General features: G+C 70.6%; 10 protein-coding genes and 1 pseudogene. 1 reads left to right on the top strand and 10 read right to left on the bottom strand.

Translation table 11 applies throughout. The annotated features are described in order from the left end of the window. From AOK09_RS08995 to AOK09_RS09005, 3 genes and pseudogenes are all read right to left on the bottom strand, one after another. Nucleotides 1-4,349: pseudogene (locus AOK09_RS08995) on the bottom strand (sugar-binding protein); the annotation flags it as partial. Nucleotides 4,350-4,505: 156 nt separating this feature from the next. After that, a complete protein-coding gene (locus tag AOK09_RS09000; protein WP_055586593.1) occupies nucleotides 4,506-8,807 on the bottom strand; it encodes a LamG-like jellyroll fold domain-containing protein in 4,302 nt (1,433 codons plus the stop codon). A 470-nt stretch (nucleotides 8,808-9,277) separates the two neighbouring features. Next, nucleotides 9,278-10,501, bottom strand: coding sequence for an MFS transporter (locus AOK09_RS09005; protein WP_055586594.1), 1,224 nt, complete (start codon nucleotides 10,499-10,501; stop codon nucleotides 9,278-9,280). Nucleotides 10,502-10,592: 91 nt separating this feature from the next. On the opposite strand from AOK09_RS09005, the gene AOK09_RS09010 reads away from it, so the two are divergent. Continuing rightward, nucleotides 10,593-11,480, top strand: a complete 888-nt coding sequence (locus AOK09_RS09010) for a LysR family transcriptional regulator (protein WP_055586595.1) — start codon at nucleotides 10,593-10,595, stop codon at nucleotides 11,478-11,480. Nucleotides 11,481-11,488: 8 nt separating this feature from the next. Here AOK09_RS09010 and AOK09_RS09015 read toward each other — a convergent pair whose 3' ends face one another. The 7 genes from AOK09_RS09015 to AOK09_RS09045 form a co-directional block, all read right to left on the bottom strand. Further along, on the bottom strand, nucleotides 11,489-12,217 hold the full coding sequence (locus AOK09_RS09015; RefSeq protein WP_157875839.1) for an alpha/beta hydrolase family protein: 729 nt from the start codon (nucleotides 12,215-12,217) through the stop codon (nucleotides 11,489-11,491). A gap of 302 nt (nucleotides 12,218-12,519) precedes the next feature. Continuing rightward, complete coding sequence (locus tag AOK09_RS09020) at nucleotides 12,520-13,518, bottom strand: ABC transporter substrate-binding protein (RefSeq protein WP_055586597.1); 999 nt, start codon at nucleotides 13,516-13,518, stop codon at nucleotides 12,520-12,522. A 72-nt stretch (nucleotides 13,519-13,590) separates the two neighbouring features. Beyond that, nucleotides 13,591-14,343 carry an amino acid ABC transporter ATP-binding protein gene (locus tag AOK09_RS09025; RefSeq protein WP_055586627.1) on the bottom strand — a complete coding sequence of 251 codons (753 nt, stop codon included), beginning with the start codon at nucleotides 14,341-14,343 and terminating at the stop codon, nucleotides 13,591-13,593. Nucleotides 14,344-14,354: 11 nt separating this feature from the next. Continuing rightward, nucleotides 14,355-15,389, bottom strand: a complete 1,035-nt coding sequence (locus AOK09_RS09030; RefSeq protein ID WP_055586598.1) for an amino acid ABC transporter permease — start codon at nucleotides 15,387-15,389, stop codon at nucleotides 14,355-14,357. Nucleotides 15,390-15,457: 68 nt separating this feature from the next. Continuing rightward, nucleotides 15,458-16,429: an ABC transporter substrate-binding protein gene (locus tag AOK09_RS09035; protein WP_055586599.1), complete on the bottom strand. Its 972-nt coding sequence runs from the start codon at nucleotides 16,427-16,429 to the stop codon at nucleotides 15,458-15,460. 4 nt (nucleotides 16,430-16,433) lie between these two features. Continuing rightward, the gene (locus AOK09_RS09040) at nucleotides 16,434-16,952 is read right to left on the bottom strand and encodes a GNAT family N-acetyltransferase (protein ID WP_055586600.1); all 519 of its coding nucleotides are present in this window, start codon (nucleotides 16,950-16,952) and stop codon (nucleotides 16,434-16,436) included. Continuing rightward, a complete protein-coding gene (locus tag AOK09_RS09045; RefSeq protein ID WP_055586601.1) occupies nucleotides 16,949-18,088 on the bottom strand; it encodes an LLM class flavin-dependent oxidoreductase in 1,140 nt (379 codons plus the stop codon). The genes AOK09_RS09040 and AOK09_RS09045 overlap by 4 nt, the downstream gene beginning before the upstream one ends. Between the last annotated feature and the right edge of the window lie 621 nt (nucleotides 18,089-18,709).

Raw genomic sequence — 18,709 nt, forward strand, 5'->3', positions numbered from 1 at the left:
CCCTCGGCGGCGGGGATGGTGGTGGTGGTGCGGTGCGGCCGGTAGAGGTTGTCGTAGAGCTGGTAGGCCACGGTGTAGGCGGAGCCGGTCGCGCCGCCGACGTAGCGGGTGGCGGTGGAGAGCTGGCCCTTGTAGCCGGTGGGGTCCCACACGTGCTTGGTCAGCAGCGGTCCGGTGGCGTCGCCGTCGTGGGTCTCGGTCTCACGGCCGAGGCCGTCGTAGAGGTGGGTGATGGTCCGGCCGCGCTGGTCGGTGGTGGAGACCAGCTGGTTGCGGTCGTCGAAGACGGAGGTGGTGGTCCCGTTGTCGGGATCGATCGCCTGGTACGGATTGCCGCGCTGGTCGTAGGTGTAGTTCCAGACGTTGCCGCCGGGGCTGGTCAACTTCGACAGCTTGCCCGACGGGTCGTAGTCGTAGAGCGTCCTGTCGTAGGCGCCGGTCGGGGTGGAGGCGTGGTACTGGTCCAGTTCGCGGGTGTTGCCGCGGGCGTCGGTGATGGTGGTGGTCGGGGTGGCGCCCGCCGGCGGAGTGACCGTGGTGCGGTCGCCGCCGTAGCTGGTCGTGGTGGTGGACAGCACCCGGCCGCCGTCGCTGTTGCCGGCCACCTGCTGGCTCTGGGTGACCCGGCCCAGACCGTCGTAGCTGTTCCAGGTCTGCGTCTCCACCGCCGCGGCGTCGTTGGGCGAGGAGAGGACGGTCGAGGGCGCCGTCGCGGTGTAGTAGGGGGCGAAGGACTTCTCGACCAGGCCGCGGGCGTCGTAGAAGGTGTCGGCCACCAGCATGCCCCCGTGGGGGCCGGGTGTCTGGGTCTGGCGTGCCCGCAGGAAGCCGTCGTAGAGCGTGTAGCTGGTCTGGGTGCCCGTGCCCGCGAGGGTGGTGGTGCCCACCGCGGTCGGCTTGCCGTCGGTGAACGTGTAGGAGAACGAGTAGTTGGGGGTCTGGTTGTTGGCCTTGGACCGGTCGGCCAGCCAGATCTTGGAGTTGCGGCCCAGCGCGTCGTAGACGGTGTCGGTGCGCTTGGAGTTGGTGTCCACCACCGTCAGCGGCAGGCCGCGGACCGCGTCCAGCGTGGTGGTGGTGGTCTGCGCGGTGGCGGAGTTCCCCGCCGTGGCCGGCGGAGTGGTCACGGCCACAGTGGTCGGGAAGCCGGTGGTCGGGGTGAAGACCATGGTGGTGGTCCGGCCGTCGGTGCGGTCGGTGCGCGTCGGAGTGCCGGTCTCGGTGGCCGTCACGTTGCCGGTGAGATCCGTGGAGGAGGCCACCCGCCCGTAGGAGTCGTAGGCCTTGCCGGACTCCAGATAGGTGATGGTGGTGCCGTTGTTGGACTTCAGCGTCGCAAAACGGGTCGCGTCACCGACGGTCGGCGCGGCGCCGTAGGCCTGCCCGTCGTAGGCGCTCAGGGAGTCGGTGACCACGTTCTTGGAGTAGTCCGGGGTGGCCGAGCAGGCGACGGACAGGACCAGTACCCGTGCGGACGCCTCCAGGATCCAGGCGCTGGTGTTGTCCACGTACGTGGTCTTGGTGCACCGGTCGTCGGTGGACGTCGAGATGTCGCCCTGGTCGTCGGTCTGGATGATGCGGCCGGCGGTGTTCTCGAAGGTGTTGGCGGTGTCGGTGATCCGCCACTTGGCGCCGGCGCCGTTGTCCAGCGAGGTCCAGGTACGGGTCTCGGCGGTGCCGGTCAGGTCGGCGGCGATCGATCCCCAGATCCGCACGACCGCCGCGGTCTGGTGGTGCCAGGGGGTGTCGACGGTCTTGTCCAGGACGCCGCCGCCGGGCCCGGAGTAGTCCTCGGTCTTGTACTCCGTCCCGGACAGGGAGTCGTGGTCGGTGATGGTGCCGCCGTTGTCGTCCGACACACTCACACTGCGGGTGCCACTGGAGGTCTTGTCGCCGTCCATGCCGCGCAGGAAGTAGTGGTCACTCTGCGAGAGCATCCCGACGGGGTCCTCACCGCCGGTCTCCACCCGCACATGGGCGAAGCCGCGGAAGGTGGACCAGGTCTTGTACTTCTCCTTGGTGATGCCGTCGTCCGAGTCCCAGTGCCACGCGGCTCCGCCCAGATAGTCGTAGCGGGTCACCGCGTCCGGGGCACTGCCGGTGCGGTCGGTCTCGATGACCTGGTTCACCACGTACTTGTTGAACCACTGCAGGGTGGGGTTCTCGTCGCCCTGCTTGGTGAAGTACTGCGGGAAGCACAGGGTGGTGTTGGAGTCAGGGGTGGGCAGGCTGGAGGCGTTGCAGGCGGCGGTGGAGTAGGTGACGTCGATCTGGCCGCCGGACTCGTCGTCGACGGTGGAGACGCGTTCCTTGATGAACGGCGAGGTGTTGTCACCGGGGATGTCCAGGCGGTTGGTCCGCTGGTCGTAGCCGAAGGTGACCTTGGGCAGGGTGATGTCGGGCGCGCCCTCGGGGGTGTCGGCCTTGCCGGTGTGCTGGATGGAGGCCAGTTCCAGCTGGTAGTCGACGTCGGCCATGCCCCACTGCTGGGCCAGGTCCCAGGAGTCCACGGGCGTGTAGCTGCCGTCGGACTTCAGCACCTGCGTGGTCACCGAACTCAGCCGCCTGCGTGACCAGAACGACATGGCGAAGTTCTCGCAGTTGCCGGTGGACTTGCAGTTCAGGTCCCACGGTGTGTCGTACCAGTAGAAGGACTTGGTGTCGATGTTGGCGGCGTCGCAGGTGCCGGAGGTGGTCTCCAGGCAGCGTTCCGCGGAGCCGAAGTCGACCCGGGCGAGGGCCTTGGCCGAGTAGACGGCGGTGGACTTCAGTCCGTACTCGATGTGGTCCAGGGAGCCGCCGCGGTCGTAGGCGGTGGGGGTGGAGGCGGTGTTGTCGCGGCCGTAGTAGTTGGATTCCTTTGTGTAGTAGTAGGCGATGGCGTTGCCGTGGGTGTCCACGGCGTAGTCCAGGTTCCATCGCCAGCCCTGCTGGCACCAGGAGGTGGCGTAGGTGGAGCCGTTGCAGGGCTCACCGGTGTTGTTGCCGTAGACCGGTGCGGTCCAGGTGGAGTTGGTGGTCGTGTTGCCGCTGGTCCAGCCGGGCAGCCGGTTGTAGCCGAAGTAGTAGCGGGTGCCGTCGGTGGTGGTCACCCGCCAGTACTCGTCGTTGTGGGCGCCGTTGGAGCGCACATCGGTGGAGCTGCCGTAGATCCGGTCGACCTTCGTACCGTCGTCGCCCGTGATGCGGAAGGAGTTGGTGCCGGTGGCGACCAGCTGACCGGAGTGGCCGTTGAAGGAGATCGTCGCGTTGTCGTACGCCCAGCACAGGTCGCCGACCTTGTAACCCGAGGAGTCCTTCACACCCTCGTCGGCGCAGGGCTTGTAGCTGCGCTCGACGAACCCCGGCCACAGGTCGAAACCGTCACCCGCCCAGGAGGACTGGTTGTTGGTGTTGCTGGTGCGTCCGTCCACCGCGCCGGAGTCGTAGGACAGGCCCACATCCGGGGTGAAGCTGCCCGGTACGTCGGGCACCGGCATGTCGTAGGACCACGAGAAGTCACCGGTGTTCAGACCCACCACCGTCGCCGAGGACGGGGCGAGCGACGAGGCCGAGTAGTCTCCCTGGTCGCTGGAGGCGCCCGAGGTCGCAGCCAGTACCACCGCGCTGCCGGCGGTGCTGCTCATGGGGGCCAGGGACACCGCGTCGGTGGTCAGCGTGTGGGCGGCCGGGTCGTTGAGCGTACGCAGAGGGGTGGGCGTGGTGCACGACGCCTTGCCGGGGGTGGTCAGCGCACACCCGGGCAGCTTCACCAGGTGCAGCCGCGCCGTGTACGCGCCGCCGTAGGCCTGCGCATAGCCGGAGTCGTCCAGGCGCACGCCGACGGTGTCGCCACTCGCACCCGGCTGCGCCGTGACGGTGAAGAGCAGGCCGTCCACCCCGGCAGCCCGCGCGGCCTTCTGGTCGAGCATCCGCACCGTGGCGGCCCCGCTCAGCGGTACGGCCCCGCCCCGCGCGGCCTTGGTGCCCGAGCCGGTCGCCGTCGCCGCGGGCACGGTCAGGGTCACCGGGAGGCTCCCCGCCCGGACGGCCGACGTCCTGCTTCCGGCGGCCGGGAGGGTGACGGCGGCGCTGCCCGGTTCCGCCCAGGACCGTGCGGGGGCGTGCGCCGGGTGGTGGGGCAGTCCGTCGCTGGTGCGCGGGACCGTGGTGGTGACCGAGTGGCCGGTGACCGGCTTGCCCGGGGAGGGCCTGCCGGGCATGTCGTCCGCCTGGGCCGCCGGTGCGGCGCCGGCCTGCAGCAGGCCGGCGACCAGCAGGCCGCAGACCAGGAAGGTGGCCCGCCGTGCGGCCCCGCCCCAAGGTGCGCGTCGTCCTCGTACCGAAGGTGCGCGTCGTCCTCGTATCACGCTCGTCCAGTCCCCGTCCCTCAACGTCCGTGGTGGACCGCGGCTGCGGCCCACCGGGGCACGGTCGCCCCGTCGGTCACCACGTCCAGCAGGTTGTGCGCAGGGGCGGCGCGCGGTGACCTCTTGCGCGCCGCCCCTGTTCTGTGCCGCCCCTGGTCAGGGGCCTGTGGTGGTGTCCAGATCGACCCCGGAGGCGAGTGCGGCGATCTGGGTGTCCGAGGCGACGCCGGTGAAGGTCCACACGTCGTCGATGACACCCGGCCAGTACTCACCCCAGGTGGAGGTGCCGGTCTTGATACGGCCCAGCTGCAGGCCCTTGGTCGCGTCGAACGGCAGGACGGAGGAGTTCCAGGACACCGTCTCCGTGCAGGTCGGGTCGTCCGGGGTGCCGTTGTCGTCGCTGTCCGCGCACAGGTTCTGCTGCAGCTCCCCGTTGACGTACAGGCGCATCTGACCGGCCATCAGGTCGTAGACGACCGTCAGGTGGTCCCAGGCGCCGTTGTTCTGGAAGCTGGTGTCCGGGGCGGTCGAGACGGTCGCACTCGTGCTGTCGGCGTTGGCCATCTGCAGCTGCCAGCTGCCCGCGTTCACCGGGTCGGTGGAGTCGGGCACATACCGGACGGCGAAGCCGTTGGCGTTGGTGCCGGCCATGCTCATCACCGTCACCGGCTTGGTCGGCCGCGCCGGGGTGGACACCCATGCACTCACGGTGAAGCTGGTGTTGGTGTGGATCGGTGAGGCACTGGTCGAGGCGTAACCGGTGCTGGTGCCGTTGAGCACCAGCGCCCCCATGCCCACCACGCTGCTGCCGCCGGTGGCGTCGATCTGGGCACCGCTGCCCAGGGTCAGCGGATGCCGGTCGGCGGCCGTCGCCAGGGAGTCGGGGGAGACCTGCGGGGTGCCCGTGGCGCTCTCCAGACCCCAGCGGCCCTGGACCTGCAGCTGGTTGTCGTACATGGCGGCTGCCTCCGGTGCGGACAGCGCCCGGTCGAACAGCTGGACGTCGTCGATCTGGCCGGGGAAGAAGCTGCCTGGCGCGCCGTCGTAGGAGCCGGCGCCGATCTGGGTGGCCCCGCCGCCGTAGAACGGCGCGGCGAAGGTGGTGGTGGCCACCCATGCCCCGTTGATGTACAGCCGCATGTCGTCGGTGTTGGCGTCGTAGGAACCCAGGAGCTGTGTCCACACCCCGGCGGGGGAGTGGGTGGTGTCGCCCTGGGCGGCGCGGACGATGTCGGCGGTGTCGGAGTCGGCGGTGTAGGCATCGAACGACCAGCCGTAGGTGGCGGAGTAGTACAGCTCGAAGCCCGGCCGGTAGGTGCCCGCCTGGGTGGCGATGATGGCGGCGTGGCTGGGTTTGGTGGACAGTTTCGCCCACGCCACCACCGAGTAGCTGTGAACGTTGTTGACGTGGGAGGAACGGGTGGCCGCGTAGCCGGTGGTGCCGTCCAGGGTCAGGGCCTGGTTCTGGGCGCCCGCGCTGCCGGCGGTGGCGCCGCCGTGCAGGACGGCCGGCTCCACGTCCGCCCGCCCGGTCACCTGGGTGGTGGCCGTGCCGTCGGTCTGGGTGGCGCCCTCGTCGAGCGGGAAGACCGCCCGGGCCGGGCGTCCGGTGCCCAGCGGCTCGCCCTTGTACAGGTGGGTCACGTCCGTGGCCACCAGCGGCTTGTCGAAGATGCGGACGTCGTCGATGGTGCCGGGGAAGAAGCTGCCCGCCGTGCCGGAGTAGTTGCCGGCGCCGATCTGCAGGCCGCGCCGTGCGTCCCAGGGGGTGCTGTAGCTGGTGGTGCCCACCAGCTGCCCGTTGACGTACAGCGAGAGCAGCTTGTCACCGTAGCTGTAGCTGCCGACCAGGTGGTACCACTGCCCGGCGGTCACCCCGCCGGCGGTGGACGCCATCGCGCGGACCGGAGTGGCGGTCGCGGTGTCGGCGGTGTACTGGTTGAACACCCACCGGTCGTACGCCTGGGAGTAGTACAGCTCGAAGCCGGGGGCGTCGTTGCCCGGCTGGGCCGCGATGATCGCCGCGGTCGTGGGCATCCGGTCCAGCTTCACCCATGCCGCCACCGAGAAGCTGATGTCGGTGTGCACGGTGGGGATGTCGGAGGCCAGATAGGAGTCGGTGCCGTTGAAGTCGATGCCGGTGCCCACCTTGCCCGGTGCACCCAGCGTCGGGGATCCCGTCACACTCAGGGTCCGGTCACCGGCGGTGCCTGCCGCCTGGGTGGCGCCCGCGGCGTCGTCCAGCTGCCACTGCGCCTCGGCCGGCTGGCCCTCCTTCACCCGGAACTCGTACACCTCCGGCTCGGAGGCGTTCCCGGCACTGTCCCAGGCCTGGGCATAGACGAAGTTGGTGCCCGCCCGGGTCGGCCGGAAGGTGACCGACTTCGCCGCACCGCCGGTGGTGGCCACCGTGTGGTCGGCGTCGCACACCGCGTCGGCGTTCACGCCGTAGCAGTACTTGACCACGTCCGTGGCGGTGGAGTCGAGGGTGAAGCTGCCGTCCCGGCCCACGCCGTCGTAGGAGGGGTCGTTGGGGTCGGAGTCGTTGACGGCGGGGTAGTCCCCGGAGGTGATCACCGGGCCGGCCGGCACACTGGTGTCGTACACCCAGTAGCAGTCGGTCGCCGAGCCGGTGTACGACCACGGCGAGTAGCTGTAGTACTTGCCCTCGTCGTAGTCCTGGGCGCGGACCGCCCAGCCGATCGTCTTGTTCTTGGGGATCGCCTTGCCGGACAGCGTGGCGGTCAGCTTGGTGGAGAACGTCGACCCGGACTTCTTGGGCCCGATCTTGGCCGACGTCCACTGGGTGGTGAAGCCCTTGCCGTCACCCGCGTCCCAGGACAGCTCGAACTGGACGCTCACCTGGTCCCCGTCGGGGTCGGTGACGTTCCCGGCGGTGATGGACGGCAGGGAGCCGATCCGCACCGGGCTGGAGGGGCTGTGGCACGACCCGCCCGGGCTCATCGACAGCTGCGACATGCTGATCTGCTTGGGCGGGAGGTTGTAGTGCACCCGCAGGTAGGCGTCGTCGGAGAACCGCTTCCACCCGTACGCGTCCGACTCGTCCGTGGCCCGCAGCCCGAACGTGGTGGTCGAGGAGTTGTGGGAGGCGGCGTACTTGACGCCGGTGGTGGCGTCGAACTCCACATCCGAGGCGGCGCAACCGGAGTAGCCGTTCGCGGTGCTCACCGTGTCCAGGCGCTCCAGCCAGTTGTCCGACGAGGAGTTCCAGGTCGTCCCGGAGGTGAAGCCCTTGGTGCGCCAGAGCTCGACCTTCCTGGCGCTGCAGCTCGGCGACCAGGTCTCATGCCCGATGAACGTCGCGCTCAGGATCGACTTGCCCGCGAACCGCGAGGTGGGGAAGGAGTAGAAGAGCCGCTTGGTGTCGTACGGCGCACAGTAGGACCAGCCGCAGTAGCCCACGCCCTCGTCCGAGTCGCCGTTGAAGCGGTACTGCGGGCTGGAGGCCCAGTACTTCGACACCATCGTCCAGTCCCCCGCCTTGGGGGTGTAGGTCTGCGGGTCGATGTACAGGGGGTAGGTCGCGCCGGTCAGCAGGGACTGGTCGGGCGTCAGCGTGAGCTGCGACGTCTTGGAGTCGACCGCGGCCGCGATCGGCGCGACCCGGGAGGTGCCCGTCGGGCCCTGCCTCGGATCGGCCTTGGCCTTGGCCTCGGCGGCTCCCGCGGAGGTGCTCCGCGCCGCCGCGCCGGCCGCCGTGCCGGTGCTGGAGTCCCACATGATCGGCTTGGGTGCGGCGAACACCACACCGCCGCCGTCCGCACTGTCGGTGGCCTGCAGGCCGCCGTCCTTGGTCCTCGACAGGGTCAGGCCGGTGGCCCGCACTCCGAGGGTCAGCCGCTTCAGGGCCGGGTTCCTCGCGGCGGCGGCGGAGTTGACCACCACCAGCTCGTGGAAGCCGTCGACGTCCGCCCGCATCTGCAGGTCCACGCCGGGCAGCACATCCGCGTAGGTCGCGGTGTCCCCGTTGAGCTGCGGAGCCGGCAGCGCCGACGGCCAGGTGTACGAGAGCTTCCGCCCGGCGCGCTCCACGGTCACCAACGGACCCGGGCCACCGCCCGACAGGGTCAGCCCGACCGCCGCCACCGCGGGCCCGACGCTGCCGTCGGGCCGCTTGACCAGCGTGTTGTCGATCGCCTTCCAGGCCCCGCCGACCCGCGCCCGCACCGGCCGAAGATGCTGATCCATCTCGTAGCCGCCGTCGGGGGTCGCATAGGTCTCGCTGGACTCCGTCAGCAGCGACGAGATCTCCACCTTCTGACCGGTGCCGGTCGCCTCGGTCACCGCCGCGCTCTCTGTCAGCGCCGTACGGTGCGCGCCCGCCCCGGCGGACTTCACCGGCTTCACGGTCTCGGCCGGCACCGCGGCACCGGCCTGGCCGGCACCGGCCAGGCCGACCGCGGGTGCGGCCCCCGCTACCAGTGCGGCAACCAGCAATGTCCTCAGCGCCCGCCGGGAACGCTGCCCTCCAACCCCACCCAACGCCATGTCCTCCTCAGGAAGGCAAACCCCACAGGCCCCACAGTTCACATGATCAACGAGAAACGTAGAGTGCCATGTTCACCTCAGGAAGACCTGATGGTGGGACTTGACCTACCTTTTACAAAGGACGCCGGGGGAGACTCGGACAATTGATGACGATGTATCACATTGGTTGAGTCGAACCACATGCAGGGGGCGCAGGCCCCCACGGGATCGGCACCGTTTCCCGCACAAACCGTGACGAGCCCGGCAGGGCGCCGGCGGCGGCGCCCTCCGGAGCGGCCGGGGGAGAGGACCGCGGCGCCGGGGACGATCGGCACTCCCCGTCAGGGGCGCCGCCCCGCGCCGCGGTGCGCAGGGCCCGCGGGCCGGCAGTGCCACGTCCCGGCGCCGGGGTGAGTGTCCGCCGATCGTGACGGTCCGACTCAGCGGCGGAGCATCCGGGAGCCGGAGATCGCCACCAGGACCGCGGCGAGGGTGACAAGGCCGACGAGCACGGCGACCGTGGGCCAGACGCTGAGCGCGGCGGCGGTGAGCAGCGGCGGGATGGTCATCCCGGCGTAGGCGATGAGGAAGATCCCGGCGAGCGCCTCGCCTCGACGCTCTCCGTCCACGACCGCGGTGACGGTGCCGAGGGCGGCTCGGAACAGGACGCCGATCCCCGCGCCCGCGATTCCGCCGCCGATGAGGAAGAGCGGTAGCGAGGCGGCGACGGCGGCACCACCGATGCCCGCCAGCCCGAGCGCTGCGAGCGCGATGGAGAGCCGGATCTGACGGTGCGTCGCCAGGCGCGCCGTGACGATCTGGCCGAGGGCCGCCGCCATGAAGACGACGAAGGGCGCCAGGCCGGCGAGCAGGTGCGAACGCAGCCCGAGAAGACCGACGAGGAAGGTCGAGGAGAGACCCATGAAGGTGCCGAACACCGCGAACGCCCCGAACGCCGCCGTTCCGGCCGCCCAGAACGCGCCCCTTCCCGCCGCCGGCACCGCGATGCGCTGCGGCCGGTAGGCAGGGCGCTTCTCACGGCGCTCGACCGTCTCGGGAACGAAGGCGACCAGGATGCCCTCGGCGACCAGGAGGACGGCGAAGGCCACGAAGGGCACCACGAGCGGCCGCGTGGCCCAGGTGGCGATGAGCCCGCCGATCAGAGGGCCGAGGCCGATGCCGCCGAGGTTGGCGAAGGCCACCACGAGGGCGACGCGCCCCTTGGCGTGGTTGGCCGCAGCGCCGAGCTCGGAGAGGTGTGCGGTCGCCGTGGCGGTGAGGATGCCGATGCCGAGTCCGCTGACGAAGCGGGCGGTGATGAGACCGGCGACGTCGTTCCAGACGATGAAGAGGACCGCGGCCGACAGGTTGGCGAGCAGCGAGCCGATGATCACCCGTCGGCGTCCGAGCCAGTCGGAGGTGTGGCCCGCGAGATAGAGGCTCAGCATGACCCCGACCGCGTATGCGGCGAAGACGACGGTGAGGACGATCGTCGGGAAGCCGTCGCGCTGCTGGTAGATCGCGTACAGGGGCGTGGGGACGGCGCAGAACGCGAGCTCGGTGCTGAAGGTGAGCGCGACCAGCCAGAAGCCCGTCCCGTGGGGGAGTCGTCCGAGGGCCGGCGTTCTGGCCGGATTGACGGGGGGAGCTGCCGTTGTCGTCATGCCTCCATGCTCGGCGTCTCCCCGTCATCGTGTCCAACGCATACTCTTGGTCACAGTTATCGTCGTGAACGATGGAACAGGAGACGCAGGGATGGAGACCCGACTGGTCGAGTACGCGATCGCGGTCGCCGACGAGCTGAGCTTCACCCGTGCCGCCCAACGGGTCCACGCAGGACAGTCGACCGTCTCCGCCGGCGTCCGGGCGCTGGAACGAGAGCTGGGCTCCGCGCTCTTCGAGCGGAACCAGCGAGGGGTGCGGATCACCGCCGCCGGAGAGGCGGTGCTGCCCGCGCTTCGCGCGCTCGCCGACGCCGAGGCGCGCGCCCGCACCGCAGCCGACCCGCGCGGCGAACTACGGGGCGAACTGCGCATCGGGGTGTTCTCCAGCGTGAGCTACCTGGCGATCCCGCGCGTCATCGGTGCGTTCCACCGCGACCACCCGCTCGTCGACCTCCGGCTGCGCGCGTCTCCGTCAGGCTCGGCGGAACTCGCCGACGCGGTGCGGCGGGGGCGGCTCGACCTCAGCATGTACGGGCTCCCGGCGGCCACCGCGGGACCGGGGCTCGCCGTGCACCGGCTCGCCACCACGCCCTACACGGTCATCCTCCCGGCCGGGCACCAACTCGCGTCGCGCACGGGACTGGCGCTGGCGGACCTCGCCGACGAGCGCTTCGTGGACGCGCCCGTCGGCTTCGGCAACCGGGACGTCCTCGACGCCGCGCTCAGCGCACGCGGGGTCGTACGCGACGTCAAGGCCGAGGCGACCGAGACCAGCGCGATCCCGGTCTTCGTCGCCAACGGCCTCGGCGTCGCGCTGCTCCCCGAACTGCTGGTCCCGCCGAGCGAGGGCATCGCCGTCGTCCCGCTGAAGGAGCGCATCACGTGGGAGCTCAACGTGGTGACGCGGACCCCGACCGGCGAAGCCACCGCGGCTCTGCTGGAGCGGTTGCTCGCGGCCTATCGCCCTCGGCGTGAGTGATCGCCGTACTACCCGGCGGCCGGTGCGTAGTGGAGCACGAAGTCGGTCATGTCGGCGAGGCCGCTGCCGTTCCGCAGCAGTTCCTCGCCGTGCCCCGAGCCCTGGTAGACCTTGAGGGTCTTCTGCGCGTCGTGGTCCGCCTTGTAGAGGTCCCTGGCGTTGTCCACATACGGGGTGTCCTCCGACTTGGCGGCGAAGAAGGCCGGCACCTTCAGCCTCCCGGCGGCCGCCATGGCGTCGGTGGTGTCGTACTGCGACGGCGCGCTCAGACTCACCACGGCGGCCACCTGCACACTGCCCGGGGCCGCGGCCGCCGCCAGTGACGCGGTGCCGCCCTTGGAGGCGCCGACCAGCACGACCTTCCGGGATCCGCGCCGGACCAGTTCCTGCGACGCCTTGAGGACGGCTCCGGGGTCGGCGCCGTCCATGGTGAAGGCGAGCACCCGGTAGCCGTGCTGGGTGAAGTGGTCGAAGTAGTCGGCCCATTCGCACAGGTCGCCGCCGAGGTGGTGGGAGAAGACGATGCCGACCTTCCCGTCCCCCTGGACATAGGCGTCGAGTGGGGTGCCGTCGTAGTCGAGGGTGATCGACCCCGCCGCGGCCTGCTTCTCGCTGAGGCAGCCGTAGTCGTCGGGCGGCGGACCCGCCTTGGCGCTGCCGCCGCCCGAGCAGCCCGTGGCCGCGAGCAGCGCGGCGCAGCCCAGCAGCGCGGCGACTGGTCCGCTGCGTCCGCGCATGACGGTACGGGTACGTCCCACGGCCTTGTCCCCCTGACGCCGGACCGGCTCCCCGGTGCGCGGACGGCACTGGTTCCGGAGCCGGACTCAACGGTTGGGGACCGTAGGCGGCGGCGCCGGGACGCGTCAAGCCGTACCGGCCCGCGCAGTGGATCAACCATGTCGTACCGCGATCGATCACGGGGTGTGCGGCGCGCCCCGCGCGGAGTCGGCGGCCGTGCCCCGCCGGGGGCGCGGGGGTGCGCCGCGGAGCCTGCGTACGGACTGCCCGTACGCAGGCTCCAGAGGTGCTCCCGGGGTGGTCAGCCGGCGGTCTTGGGCAGGCCGGGAGGGTTGATCTCCGAGGTGGTGACGGCCTCGTTCGACAGGCCCCAGCGCTTGAGCACCTGGCCGTACGTACCGTTCTTGATCACGGCGTTGAGGGCCTCGCTGAGCGCCCTGACCAGGCCGTTGTCCTTCTTGGTGGTGGCTGCGATCTTGCCCTGGACGGTGGCGCCGGCGCCCGAGTACGTCCCGATGATCTGGGTCTGCCCGGCGGTGGCGACATGGTAGGCGGCGGAGGGGTTGGGGCCGAGCCAGGCGTCGATGCGGCCGGAGCCGAGCGCCAGATAGGTGTCGCTGGTCGTGTGGTAGTACTTGATGTCGACCGGCTTCAGACCGTTGCTCACATCCTCCTTGCTCCACTCGACCAGCAGCTTCTCCTGGTTGGTGCCGCTGTCGACGGCGATCGTCCGGCCCGCCACGTCCCTGGGCCCAGTGACCTTCCAGTCGGTGCCCTTCCTGGCCTCGAAGGCGAGGTTGTCGAGGCGGTAGGTGGCGAAGTCGTACTTCTCCTTGCGCTCCTCGGTGTCGGTGATGTTGCTGAAGCCGACGTCGTACTTGCCGCTGTCCAGGCCGACGAAGATCTGCGCCCACTCCACGGGGTTGTAGTGCACCTTCAGGCCGAGGACGTCGGCGACCAGCGAGGCGATGTCGGGCTCGACGCCGATGACGGTCTTGTTGTCGGTGGCGTAGAAGCCCAGCGGTGGAGTGGATCCGCTGGACTCGACGACCTCCAGGGTGCCTCTCTTCCGGATCGCCGCCGGGACGAGAGCGGCTATCGCGTCCACTTTGGGGGTGGTGGTGCGGTTCTGTTGAGCGGTCAGATTGATCTTGATTCCGTCTGTGGTGGTGACCGTGTCTCCTGCCTTGTCCGTGGAGGTGCCGCCGGTCGAGGCGGTGCTGCTGCAGGCTGCGAGGACGAGGGCGGCGGCGAGACCGAAGGCGGTGCCGGCGGCGCGGCGGGGGAGGCGGGTCGACATGGATGTCTCCTTGCGAGGGGGCGTGTCAGGGGGAGGGGGCCGAAGGTGGAGAAGCTGAACGTGGAGGGGACGTCAGAGGACCTTGGACAGGAACGCCCTGGTCCGTTCGTGCTGCGGCCTGTCCAGCAGTTCCGAGGGGGGACCCTGCTCGACGATCACACCGCCGTCCATGAAGACCACGGTGTCGGCGACCTCACGGGCGAAGCCGATCTCATGGGTGACGACGATCATGGTCGTCCCGGCGCGGGCCAGGTCCTTGATGACATCGAGGACCTCACCGACCAGCTCCGGGTCGAGGGCGGAGGTCGGCTCGTCGAAGAGCAGCACCTTGGGCTCCAGGGCGAGTGCGCGGGCGATGGCGACCCGCTGCTGCTGGCCGCCGGACAGCTGGCGGGGGTAGGCGTTCGCCTTGTCCGCCAGACCCACCCGGGCGAGCAGCCGCTCGGCCTGCCGCACGGCCTCCTGGCGCGGCCGGCGCAGCGCGGCGATCGGTGCCTCGATGATGTTGTCCAGCACGGTGAGGTGCGGGAAGAGGTTGAAGTTCTGGAAGACGAAGCCGATGTGGGTGCGCTGACGCAGCACCTCACGCTCCTTCAGCTCGTGCAGTCTGCTGCCGGAGCGGCGGTAGCCGATCAGTTCGCCGTCGATGCTGATGTAGCCCCGGTTGAGCTTCTCCAGATGGTTGATGCTGCGCAGCAGCGTGGACTTGCCGGAGCCCGACGGGCCGAGGATGACGGTGACCTCGCCGGTGCGGACCTGGAGGTCGACCCCGCGCAGCACCTCCAGCGGGCCGAAGCTCTTGTGGACGCCGTGGACGTCCACCATCACCTGGGTGCTCACTCGGCACCTCCCTGGGTCCTGAGGGCGAGGCGGCCCGGCTGGACGGCCTCGGTGCGCCGGGCGGCGGCCCCGCGCAGGTCGCGGGCGAAGGAGCGGGCCCGCTGCAGCGGGGTGGGCGGCGGGTTGCGGTCCGCGCCGCGGGCGAAGTACCGCTCGACGTAGTACTGCGCGATGGACAGCAGCGTGGTGAGCAGGATGTACCAGACGGTGGCGACCATCAGCAGCGGTACCACCCGGCCGTTTCTGCCGTAGATCACCTGGACCTGGTAGAACAGCTCGCCGATCGCCATCACGGAGACGATCGAGGTGCCCTTGAAGAGGGAGATGACCTGGTTGGCGGCGTTGGGGAGGATGGCGCGCATCGCCTGGGGGAGCACGATGCGGCGCAGCTGCCGCAGCCTGGGGATGCCGAGGGCTGCGGCCGCCTCCAGCTGACCGCCGTCGACCGAGATCACTCCGGAGCGGACGATCTCGGCCGAGTAGGCGGCCTCGTGCAGGGAGAGTCCGATGACGGCGGCGCCGATCGCACCGACCAGCGCGTTGGTGCTGAAGGACCACAGGGTGGGGCCGAACGGGACGCCGAAGCCGAGCCGCCGGTAGAGATAGGAGAGGTTGAACCAGAACAGCAGCTGGACGATCAGCGGGATGGAGCGGAAGGCCCAGATGTAGGTCCAGGCGACGGTCTGCAGTACGGGGTTGTCCGACAGCCGCATGAACGCGAGGACGATGCCGAGGACGAATCCGAGCACCGTGGCGTAGAGGGTGAGCTGGAGGGTCACCCCGACGGCCTTGATGATCGTGTCCAGGGTGAGGAAGTCGGCGAAGGTGCCCCAGTCCCAGCCCGGGTTGGTGGCGAGGCCGTGCGCGAACTGTGCGACGACCACCAGGACGGCGGCGGCGGCCGCCCACCGGCCGTAGTGGCGGGCGGGTACGACCTTGAGCGAGGCGAGGTCGTCGTGGGCGGCCGTATGCGGTGCGGCCTGCGACGGGAGGTCTGCGGCGAGCGCCGGGGGGTCGGTGGCGAGTCCCATGGTGATGCTCCTGGTCACTGCTTCTCGGGTGGTCACCGCCTGTCGGGCGGTCACCGCCTCGTGGGCGGTCACTGCTTCTCGGGCGGGTTGATCTGCGACTCGGAGACGGCGGACTCGGTGGTCCCCCACTTCGCGAGGATCCGGGCGTACGTGCCGTCCTTGATCAGCTCATTGACGGCCGCCTGGAAGGCGGTGGTCAGCTGGGAGCCCTTCCTGAAGGCGAAGCCCACGTCGAGCCGGTGGAACTCGCCCAGGAACCGCACCCCGGCGGCGGGCTGGGCCGCCTGGTAGCGCAGGCCGTTGATGGTCGACATGACCACGTCGATGCGGCCCTGCTGGAGGCTGGTGAGGATCGCCCCGGTCTCGGCGAAGACCTTCACCTGGTAGGGCTTCCGGCCGGACTTGGCGCAGAGCCCCTTGTTGGCGTTCAGGGTGGACTCGAAGGTGGTGCCCGCACCGGTGCCGATGGTCAGACCGCACAGCTGGGTGAGATCGGTGACCTTGTTCAGGGTGGTGTTCCCGCGGCTGACGCCGAAGCCCTGCCCGTCGTCGATGTAGGTGACGAAGTCGATGGTCTTCAGACGCTCGGTGGTGACGCCGAAGTTGCCGGTGCCCAGGTCGTACTTGCCGCTGCCGAGGGCCGGGAGGATGGTCTCGAAACTCGCCACCTCACGGTCGACCTTCAGGCCGAGGAGCTTGGCGGCGGCGTCGGTGAAGTCGATGTCCTGGCCGACGGGCGTCTTGGAGCCGTCCGCGTAGTACCCGCTGGGCGGGTAGCCGACGGAGCTGCCGACCCGGACGGTGCCGGCCCTGCGGACGTCCTCCGGCAGCAGGGCGGCCAGGGCGTCGATCTTCCTGAGCCCCGCGACCACGTTCTCCGAGGGAGCGGGCGAGGCGCTGCCCCCGGGTGCCGCCGCGGCCGTGGTGGCGGCACCGGAGCCGCAGGCGGTGAGCACCGGCAGCGGGAGCAGTGCGGCGGCGGCCGCTGCGACGGCCAGGCGGCGTCCACGGTGAGGGCGGCGTGCGAAGCGGGCGTTCACGAAGTCAGGCCTTTCCGGTTCTGGTCGAGTCGGGGTCGAGGTGCTTCTCGAAGGGCAGCGGGCCGACGGTCTCCGGGTCGGCGTCCGTGTCGAACAGCGGCGTGTAGCCGGTGGCGAGGTACAGGCCGCGGGCCTCGGGCTGGCGCGGGCCGGTGGTCAGGTGGATCCGGCGGTAGCCGCGGGCCTCGGCCTCCCGCTCCAGTTCCGCGACGACCCGGCGGGCGAGGCCCCGGCGGCGGTGGGCGGCGGCCGTCCAGATCCGCTTCAGCTCGGCGGTGGAGTCGTCGTACCGCCGGAAGGCGCCGCCTGCGATCGGCTCACCGTTCTCCAGCACCAGGAGCAGCACCCCGTGCGGCGGCGCGAACTCCTCGGCGGGGTAGCGGTTCAGCTCACCGCGGGCGTCCCCGCCGTAGCGGGACGAGTACTCCCACTCCAGTTCCCGCAGCAGCGGCTCCACCAGCGGGTCGGAGACCGAGGCCCGGACCACCACCAGACCGGCGGACGGCTCGGCGACGGACGTCATGAGCGCACCGCCGTGAGTCCGGGGCGGTGCTGCCCCGCGGCGCGCTCGGCGTCGCGCTTGGCGACCTCCTCGCGGACGATCGGGATGACGTACCGCCCGAAGTCGACGGCGTCGCCCAGCAGGTCGTAGCCACGGGCGGAGAGGATGTCGACACCCAGGTCGTAGTAGTCGAGCAGCGCCTGGGCGACCGTCTCGGGGGTGCCGACCAGGGCGTTGGAGTTGCCGGCCCCGCCGGTGACGGCGGCGGTCGGGGTCCACAGCGCCCGGTCGTGCCGCTCACCGCTCTCCGCGATGGCGATCAGGCGCCGCGAGCCGGTGTTCTCGGGCGCGGCGCCCGTGTGGTGGCGTACGCCCACCGGGGCGCCGCTCGCCCGGCGGGCCCGGATGGCGTCGACCGTGCGATGGGCCTTCTCCCAGGCGAGCTCCTCGGTGGGCGCGATGATCGGCCGGAAGGCGACCTGGAAGCGGGGCGGTTCGGTACGGCCCGCCGCGGCCGCCGCCGCCTTCACCGCCTCGATCTGCTCGGCGGTCTGGGCCAGCGGCTCGCCCCAGAGGCAGAAGATGTCGGCTTCGGCGCCGCCGGCCGCGTACGCCGCCGGGGACGAGCCACCGAAGGAGACACCGGGGCGGGGCTGCTGCACCGGGAAGACGTCGCTGACGAAGTCGTGGAAGGTGTAGTGCTCGCCCTCGTGGTCGAAGGGCTCATGGGTGGTCCAGATCCGCTTGACGATCTGGATGTACTCGCGGGTGCGGGAGTACCGCTGGTCCTTGGTCAGCGTGTCGCCCTCGCGCCGCTGCTCGTGGTCGTTGCCGCCGGTGATGAAGTGGACGGTGAGCCGGCCGTCGCTGATCCGGTCCAGGGTCGCGAAGGTCTTGGCGGCGTACGTCGGATAGGAGACGTTCGGCCGGTGGGCGAGCAGGATCTGCAGCTTCTCCAGCCTCGCGGCGACATACGCGGCGGCCGGCGCCGGGTCGGGCGAGCCGGAGCCGTAGGCGAACAGCACACGGTCCCAGCCGTGGTCCTCATGGGCACGGGCGAGCCTGAGTGTGTAGTCCTTGTCGAACGAGGCGCCGGACCGCGGGCTCGTCTCCGAGCCGTCGTTGGTGGCGGCGATGCCGAGGAACTCCACAGGCATGGTGGTGGCCTTTCGGGCTGGGCGCAGCCGTACGCGGGCATGCCGGGAAGGCCCTCGGCGCGCGGACGCGACTGCGGTCGGAAAGGGATGCGGCTCTGGTGCGGTGGAGCAGGCGTGATGACGCGTCGGTTCGGAAGCGTCCGGGAAGGAGGAGCGGCAGCGTGCGCCCGTGGTCCGTACGCCGGCGGACAGCCCTGGTCACAGGGCGATGCGGCGGTACGGGAGAAGAACTCGGCCCGCGACGGGGTCACCGAGGGAGGGAGGGGCCGATCAGGCGGCCCGCTGCCGAATCAGGCGCGACGACACGCCGCGGACCACACTCGACCAAAGTCGATGTGGCCACGGCTGACCAGGCGCTGTTCGGCGTTCACCCCGCTAGTTGAGCAGCGAGCCGTGCAGTTCGTCAACCACCGTCCGGATCGCGGCACTTGCTTGACACCCGCACCTCGGCCACACGTACGATCGATGCGGACCGGCTCCGTTCCACCGGCGGCCGGTCCTGCCGCGTTGAGGGACGTGGCGCGCGTGATGACGCCGGAAAGGCCCGGCCGACCGTCCAGCGGTCGCAGCCGTGCCCGCGAGCCGCTGTGTGCACCACCGCAGCGAGTCGCCCCCCGCCCG

This window comes from Peterkaempfera griseoplana (assembly GCF_001418575.1).
Lineage (GTDB): Bacteria > Actinomycetota > Actinomycetes > Streptomycetales > Streptomycetaceae > Peterkaempfera > Peterkaempfera griseoplana.

Excerpts from the sequence above, each read along its gene's own strand:
- AOK09_RS09015 (WP_157875839.1), bottom strand. The coding sequence starts at position 12,217 with ATGCGCGGACGCAGCGGACCAGTCGCCGCGCTGCTGGGCTGCGCCGCG.
- AOK09_RS09045 (WP_055586601.1), bottom strand. The coding sequence starts at position 18,088 with ATGCCTGTGGAGTTCCTCGGCATCGCCGCCACCAACGACGGCTCGGAG.
- AOK09_RS09040 (WP_055586600.1), bottom strand. The coding sequence starts at position 16,952 with ATGACGTCCGTCGCCGAGCCGTCCGCCGGTCTGGTGGTGGTCCGGGCC.
- AOK09_RS09025 (WP_055586627.1), bottom strand. The coding sequence starts at position 14,343 with ATGGTGGACGTCCACGGCGTCCACAAGAGCTTCGGCCCGCTGGAGGTG.
- AOK09_RS09005 (WP_055586594.1), bottom strand. The coding sequence starts at position 10,501 with ATGACGACAACGGCAGCTCCCCCCGTCAATCCGGCCAGAACGCCGGCC.
- AOK09_RS09020 (WP_055586597.1), bottom strand. The coding sequence starts at position 13,518 with ATGTCGACCCGCCTCCCCCGCCGCGCCGCCGGCACCGCCTTCGGTCTC.
- AOK09_RS09010 (WP_055586595.1), top strand. The coding sequence starts at position 10,593 with ATGGAGACCCGACTGGTCGAGTACGCGATCGCGGTCGCCGACGAGCTG.
- AOK09_RS09030 (WP_055586598.1), bottom strand. The coding sequence starts at position 15,389 with ATGGGACTCGCCACCGACCCCCCGGCGCTCGCCGCAGACCTCCCGTCG.